We start from the raw sequence: 7,141 nt of genomic DNA, 5'->3' as shown, positions 1-7,141 counted from the left end.
CGCGGCCGCAACGCGATGAGGGTGCCGATCGGGATCGCGATCAGCAGCGCGAGCAGCATGCCGAGTACCGCCAGCTGGACGGTGGCCGGAATGCGTTCGGCCAGGGTGTGGGACACCGAGTCGGCGGAGTAGAAGGACTGGCCGAGGTGGCCGGTCACCGCTCCCTTGACCCAGAGGAGGTACTGCACGACGACCGGCTTGTCCAGGCCGAGCCGGGCCCGGGTGGCGGCGATCTGGGGGCCGCTGGCGTCCGGGCCGGCGAGCACCGTGGCCGCGTCACCGGGCAACGCGTACACCATGGCCCACACCGCGATGGACGCGAGCACCAGCACGACGAGGAATTGACCGACCCGGCGGAGCAGATAGGCGGACATCAGATCGCCGCCCTGGTCGTCGCACCGGCGCTCTCGACGCCGACGGCGATTCGCAGGCCGTGCCCCACCCGGTCCATGCAGAACACGGTGATGGCCAGGCAGAGACCGGGGAACACCCCGAAGGTCGGGCTCTGGTAGAGGTAGCCGCGGGCCTCCTGCAGCATGCCGCCCCACGAGGGCGTGGGTGGCGGCACGCCGAGCCCGAGGACGCTGAGGCCCGCCTCGACCACCACCGCCAACGACGCGGTGATCACCAGCTGCACCATGATCGGACCGAGCAGGTTCAGCAGCACGGTACGGAACATGGTGTCGGGCGTGGTCGCACCCATTCCGCGGCTCGCGACCACGAAGTCACGGTCCCGGATGCTCAACGTCGCGGCCCGTGCCAGGCGGGCGAACTGCGGTATCGCGGCGACGCCGATCGCGACGATCAGGTTGATCCGGCTCGCCCCGATGACTGCGGTGATCACCAGTGCCAGCAGCACCGTCGGTACGGCGAGGAGCAGGTCGACGAACCGCATCGAGACGGAGTCGGTCCAGCGCCCGAGGTAGCCCGCGACCACGCCCAGCGGGACGCCGATCAGCGCGCCGAGCGCGGCGGAGCCGCACCCCACCGTCAACGACGCCCGGGCGCCGTAGATCGCGCGCGACAGGATGTCCCGGCCGAGATCGTCGGTACCCAGCCAGTGGCTGCCGCTGGGGCCGAGCAGCGAGCCGGCCGACTGGGCCGTCGGGCCGTACGGGGCGAGCAACGGTGCCGCGACCGCGCAGACCACGATGACCAGCAGGCCGATCGCCCCCACCACGGCCGAGCGGGACCGGGCGTACCGGGACAGGAACGTGCGCGCGCCCGAGCGCGCCCGCACCCGCTCGGCCGCCATCGACAGGGTCGTCATCAGGCCACCTCCTCGGCGAAGTGACAGGCCGTCCAGCGCCCGTCGACCTGCCGGAGCTCCGGCGTACGATCCGCGCACGCGGCACGGTCGCGGCCCAGCGGGCAGCGGCTGCGGAACCGGCAGCCGGTCGTCGCGGCGGTCGGATCGGGAGGATCACCGGTCAGCGGGACCCGGGACCGGCGAACCGACGGGTCGGGCACCGGGATCGAGTCCAGCAGCGCCCTGGTGTACGGATGCCGTGGCCGGCGATAGAGCTGGCCGGCGGCGCCGGTCTCCACGATCGCCCCGAGGTACATCACGGCGACCGTGTCGGCCATCTGCCGCACGACCGAGAGGTCGTGGCTGACGAACAGGTAGGCCACGCCCGTCTCGTCCTGCAGATCGCGGAGCAGGTTGAGTACCTGCGCCTGGACGGACACGTCCAGCGCGGACACCGGTTCGTCGAAGATCACCAGCGCGGGGCCGGGTGCCAGCGCACGGGCGATCGCGACGCGCTGCCGCTGCCCGCCGGAGAACTCCGCGGGCAGCCGGTCGGCGTGTTCGGGCCGCAACCCGACCTTCTCGAACAGTTCGAGCACGGTACGCCGCCGCTCGGTGCGCGGGACTCCGGCGAGGCGCAACGGCTCGGCGGCGTTGTCGCCCACCGACAGGCGCGGATTCAGCGACGAGTACGGGTCCTGGTACACCATCTGCACGCGCTGCCGCAGCCGGCGCAGCTGACGGCCGTTGGCCCGCAGCAGGTCCGCGCCGTCGATCCGGATCGAACCCGCGGTCGGTTCCAGGAGCCTGATCAACGACCTGGCAAGCGTCGACTTGCCGCAGCCTGACTCTCCGACCAGCCCGAGGGTCGAACCCTGCCCGATGCGAAGGTCGACGCCGTCGACGGCACGGGCCGTCGCGACGGTACGGGCCAGCAGGCCCCGGCGGATGGGGAAGACCTTGGCCAGCCCGGCGACCTCGACGACAGCGGGTGCGTCGTCGGGGCGCGCGGCTGACGGCCGGGCGCCGGGCTGCGGCAGCAGGGTGACCGCCTGGCCGGCGTGGTGGCAGGCCACCGCACCGTCGTCGCGGGGAACCAGCAACGGCCGTTCGGTGCGGCACTCGGGTAGGTCGCCGCCGATCGGGCAGCGCGGCGCGAACGCGCACCCGGCCGAACGTTCCCGCAGGTCAGGAGGCTGGCCGGGGATTGCCCGGAGTCGACCCCGGGGCTGGTCCAGTCGCGGCAGGGACGCCAACAACGAGGCGGTGTACGGGTGCTGCGGCCGGCCGAAGATCCGCGCCACCGGTGCCGTCTCCACGATCCGCCCCGCGTACATGACCGCGGCGCGGTCGGCCATCTCGGCCACGACGCCGAGATCGTGGGTGATCAGCACGGTCGCCGCCCCGGTCTCGCGGGCGGCCAGCCGCAGCAGTTCGAGGATCTGCGCCTGGACGCTGACGTCGAGCGCGGTGGTCGGTTCGTCGGCGATCAACACCGTGGGCCGGTTCGCGATCGCCATCGCGATCACGACGCGTTGGCACATGCCGCCGGAGAACTGGTGCGGGTACTGGTCGTACCGGATCTCGGGCTGCGGCACGCCAACCTGCGTGAGCAGCTCGAGCACCCGGGCCCGCGCCGTACGGGCGGTCAGCGCGCGGTCGTGTGCACGCAGCGCCTCGGCGATCTGGTCACCGACCCGCTGCACCGGGTCGAGCGCGGACATCGGGTCCTGGAAGATCATCGCGACGTCGGCGCCCAGACGCGTCCGGCGCTCCCGGGCCGGCAATGCCAGCAGGTCCTGGCCGCCCACCTCGGCCCGCCCGGACACCCGGTGGACGTTGCCCGCCGAGAGCAGCCCGAGCGCGGCGAGGACGGTCACGCTCTTGCCCGAGCCGGTCTCGCCGACGACCGCCAGGGTCTCACCGCGCGCCACCTGGTACGTGACGTGGTCGACGGCGCGGACGGTGCCGGCGGGGGTCGCGAACTCGACGACCAGGTCGTCGATCCGCAACGCCGGCTCACCGGGATGCTCCTCGACCGGGTGCGGTTCGGCCGTGGCGGGGCGGAGACGTCCGGAGCCGGCAACCCGCATTGACCCATCTCCCAACCTGAGGGATATCCTACAAGTCAGGGACCTTAGGGTTAGCCGAACGACCGTGTCAAGCAGTTCCCGACGATGACGCCGGCGAGACGCCAGCACCACCGACCAGAGAACGAGGTCACCAGGTGAGCGAGCACGTACCGGAAACACCGGTTCCGCGGTTGCGCCCGGCACCGCTGCACAAGGCGGTCCAGGACGAGATCCGACGGTTCATCCTGCGCGAGCGGTTGCAGGCCGGCGACCCGCTCAAACCGGAGGCCGAACTGGCGCGGCTGTTCGGGGTCAGCCGCAACTCGGTGCGCGAGGCGGTCAAGGCGCTGGAGTCGACCGGCGTGCTGGAAACCCGCCGCGGCAGCGGAGTGTACGTCCGAGACTTCTCCTTCACTCCACTGCTGGAACACCTGCCGTACGGGCTGATGCGGGAACCGCAGGCGTTGAACGACCTGATCGGCCTGCGCAAGACGCTGGAGTCGGCGCTGATCGGCGACGCGATCGCCGCGCTGAGCGACACGAACGCCGCGGCACTGCGCGAGCTGCTGGCCACCATGCGGCAACGCGCCAAGGACGGCGCCGATCTCAGCGACCCCGACCGGGCCTTCCATCAACTACTGTTCGCCGACCTCGGCAACACGATGCTGCTGCAACTGTTCGACCTGTTCTGGCAGGCCTATCACCAGGCGACGCTGTCGGTACCGCACCGAGACCCGATGCTGATCGTCCACGACCACGCCGCCATCGTCGAGGCCGTACTCGCCAAGGACGCCGACGCCGCCCGCGAATCGGTCCGCGCCCACTACGTCGGGATCGAGGAACGCATCCGCCAGGAACTCGATCACCTCGCGAACAAACGCTGATACGCATGGAAACACCTCGACGCCGTCGCTCGGCCGTTCAACCCGAACGTCGACCGGAGAAGGCCGACCCCGGCCACGATCGGCCAGCCGCCGCCACACCGGTTCGCTGGCTGCGAGGAAAGCGCTCGATGTCGGTGATGGCGGCACGGGGCGATAGGGTGACGGGATGACAGATCGACGCACTCGCGTCGCGCGGCGGGAAGGCGAGGGCCGCGTCGGACGGCCAGGTGGAACCGGCAAGCTGCGCGCCGAGTGGCTGTCATGACCGTGCTGGCCGTCGCCGAGGGCCCCTTGGTCTTCGGGTTCGGGGTCTTCGTCTTTCTCGCCCTCGCGGCGCTGATCATCGGTGGGCTCGCCTACGCGATCCGGCATCGGGACGCCACCCTGCGATCCGCGTACCAACTGGGCCTCGCCCGGCAGCCCACCCCGGCGCCGGTGCCCTGGCCCTACTTCTTCCCGCCCGGCAACGATGCCCGGCTCGCCTGGTCGTTTCGTGGCGTCTGGCGTGGGCGCCCGGTGCAGATCGCCGAACACCGTGACTCTCCGCGGCCGCTGACGGCCGGCGCCGGGCACACCCGCGCCGCGACGATCGTCGTGACGCCGTTGGGCGGGCCCGTCGCCGACCAGGATCTCGGCGTAAAGGCTGGATTACACTGGCGCGTGTACGCGGGCCTGCTCGCCGGCACCCGACGGTACCCAATCATGCCGAAGGCAATCCGGTCCGAGCTCGACGCGCTCGTCTGGATGGCCGACAAACTCGGTCCGCCGCCCTACCCACCCCGCGTCTGGTAGTTCCGCAGCGCCTGCGACGAGACGCGGAAGGATCGCGCCCGTTCGTGGACTGGCTCGCGACTACGCCCGGCGTCAGCGGCGGCCTCGACCCGGCTGCTACGCGCTGCCGCTACCGATGAGCGTCAGCCGGGTTACCTGCCAGTCATGCTGGCTGCCTGTCGCCGGCGGGAGCGAAGTGCTGGTCGTCGGCCCTTCTGGGTACGCTCCTGGGCGCTTGGGGTCGCCAACGCTGCTCAGAACGCCGCGATCGGTGGGCCGGCGCTACTCACCGCCCTGGTTTGGCAGGTGCTCCAGACCTTCGGGTCCGTCCTGGTCGCTCGGGAACTTCGCCACACCAGCGTGTTCGGCATCGTCCGGGGGCTGGCATCCGGCAAGTTCGGTACCGCCTGGGGCAGCAGCTCGGACCGCAGCTGCCGGCCGGCGCCGCGCCGGTCCGCGCCAGCGGCGGCGTCCGCCGCGGCGGTGCGCAGCGAATGCCGGAGCCGCAACACGTCGCGCCGGGCAGCGCATCGGTGACCGTGGCCCCGTCATCGAGCCGGGTGGCCGCGTTGGTCGCGTTGATCCGGCGGATCAGCGACTCCAGCTCGTCGAGCAGCCGCTCGGACTCGGCGGGGTCTCACCCTCCTGGTACCGCGCCGACCCGATGATCCGGGCGCGCAGCTGGCTGACCCCGGCGGACCGCCTCGGCGCGTTCGGGCAAGGCCTCGGCAAGCTTCACGGGACCTCCTCGGCTGCGGGTGTCCCAGTATGCAGCCGGGCTTGCTCGCGCCGGGCGAGCACCCGGCACCAAGCAACCGACACCGACTGGCGCGGGGCGGGGTGGTAGTGCGTGGTGCGGGCGGCGATCGCCTTCCGGATTCGGCCGAGTGTGCGCAGTGCCCTCATCGCCCGGCAGAACAGCGAACGATGGGCGGTACGGCAGTCCGGGACGAACGCGCGCAGCGTCGCCGCCGCGGACTTGTCGCCGAGGTCGCCGGACCGGTCGAGAAGACCGGGTCAGGCGATCGATCCGGGCGTCCAGATCCCCGTCCGGCAACGAACGCAGATTAGCGGGTTCACCGCCCGAACGTATCCGTGACCCGGCACGCGCTGCCGATCGCCGCGGAGTGAAGTGAAAGAGCAGCTCGGAAGTTGGCTACTAGAGCCCTGGTCAGTGCCGACACGTCAGATCGCGTCGAGAGGGAGGAGCGTATCTTCCGTCGATGACTGTCTGAACTTGCCAGGCGCCAATCCGAATGCACGTTTGAAGGCGTGAGCGAACGCGAACTCGGAGGTGTATCCGACCTTCGTGGCAACCGCGGCCAGGGGGACATCGCTGCCACGCAGGAGCCGGGCGGCAAGCGTCATCCGCCACCAGGTGAGGTAGGTCAGCGGCGGCTGGCCCACGAGTGCGGTGAATCGTCGAGCGAAAGCGGCCCGCGACAGCCCGGCCCGGGCGCCCAGCTCCTCCACCGTCCACGGCCGGGCCGGATCGCCGTGCATGGCCCGGAGCGCGGCATCGATCGCGGGGTCGCGGATCGCCGCTGCCCAGCCGCTCGGGGTGCGTTTACCGGCGTCGTCGAACCAGGCGCGCAGGATGTGCAGCAGCAACGCGTCGAGCAAGGCAGGCAGCATGGCGTCACCGCCGGGCTGTGGGCGACGGAGCTCGTCGCCGAGCAGCTCGACGGCGGCGCGCAGGCCCGAGTGCTGCCCGACCCGGGCCGGCAGGTGGATGATCTCGGGAAGGTCGGCCAGGAGCGGATGTGTCCGGGAACGGTCCAACAGGTACGCGCCGCACACCATCACGGTCGACGCATTCGGGGTCGGCGCGCCGCCCGACGAGGAGGTCAGTGTCGCCAATGGCGCCGAGGCGTCCGCTAACGGAGTGGACCGGCTGTCGGCCAGGCCATGACCGCAGCCGCGGGGTAGGAAGGCTACGTCCCCAGCCCCCAGAGCTATCGGCGGCCCGTCCGGGGGAACCAGCCAACACGACCCTTCCAACACGATGTGAAAGCCGGCGCCGGCGACCGGCGCGAACCATCGCCCGAACGGCGCCACCCGGAGTACCCGCGCCGCGTGCGGTCGCCCGGTACGCATCGCGAGGACCGCGTCGGAGAGCACATCCATGTAGCCATCGTATCTTCACAGGGCCACTAGAAGACGTT

General features: G+C 71.3%; 7 protein-coding genes. 2 read left to right on the top strand and 5 right to left on the bottom strand.

Annotation, left to right across the window (positions count from 1 at the left end; all coding sequences use genetic code 11):
* From NUM_RS22440 to NUM_RS22430, 3 genes are all read right to left on the bottom strand, one after another.
* A partial coding sequence (locus tag NUM_RS22440) for an ABC transporter permease (RefSeq protein WP_207126876.1) occupies window positions 1–374 on the bottom strand: 374 nt, incomplete at its 3' end.
* Complete coding sequence (locus NUM_RS22435; protein ID WP_207126875.1) at window positions 374–1,270, bottom strand: ABC transporter permease; 897 nt, start codon at window positions 1,268–1,270, stop codon at window positions 374–376. The genes NUM_RS22435 and NUM_RS22440, both read right to left, overlap by 1 nt.
* Entirely contained in the window at window positions 1,270–3,453 is a 2,184-nt protein-coding gene (locus tag NUM_RS22430) for a dipeptide ABC transporter ATP-binding protein (protein ID WP_207126874.1), read from the bottom strand. The genes NUM_RS22435 and NUM_RS22430 overlap by 1 nt, the downstream gene beginning before the upstream one ends.
* A gap of 23 nt (window positions 3,454–3,476) precedes the next feature.
* Here NUM_RS22430 and NUM_RS22425 point away from each other — a divergent pair, with 23 nt between their 5' ends.
* Window positions 3,477–4,205, top strand: coding sequence for a FadR/GntR family transcriptional regulator (locus tag NUM_RS22425; protein WP_207126873.1), 729 nt, complete (start codon window positions 3,477–3,479; stop codon window positions 4,203–4,205).
* Between the two features lie 261 nt (window positions 4,206–4,466).
* On the top strand, window positions 4,467–4,997 hold the full coding sequence (locus NUM_RS22420) for a hypothetical protein (RefSeq protein WP_207126872.1): 531 nt from the start codon (window positions 4,467–4,469) through the stop codon (window positions 4,995–4,997).
* A 265-nt stretch (window positions 4,998–5,262) separates the two neighbouring features.
* On the opposite strand, the gene NUM_RS37965 is transcribed toward NUM_RS22420, so the two are convergent.
* On the bottom strand, window positions 5,263–5,559 hold the full coding sequence (locus tag NUM_RS37965; protein WP_370467035.1) for a hypothetical protein: 297 nt from the start codon (window positions 5,557–5,559) through the stop codon (window positions 5,263–5,265).
* Window positions 5,560–6,161: 602 nt separating this feature from the next.
* The gene (locus NUM_RS22415; protein ID WP_207126871.1) at window positions 6,162–7,103 is read right to left on the bottom strand and encodes an AraC family transcriptional regulator; all 942 of its coding nucleotides are present in this window, start codon (window positions 7,101–7,103) and stop codon (window positions 6,162–6,164) included.
* Window positions 7,104–7,141 lie beyond the last annotated feature (38 nt).

This window comes from Actinocatenispora comari, assembly GCF_017312725.1.
Lineage (GTDB): Bacteria > Actinomycetota > Actinomycetes > Mycobacteriales > Micromonosporaceae > Actinocatenispora > Actinocatenispora comari.
This window is presented reverse-complemented; position numbering and strand designations above follow the sequence as displayed.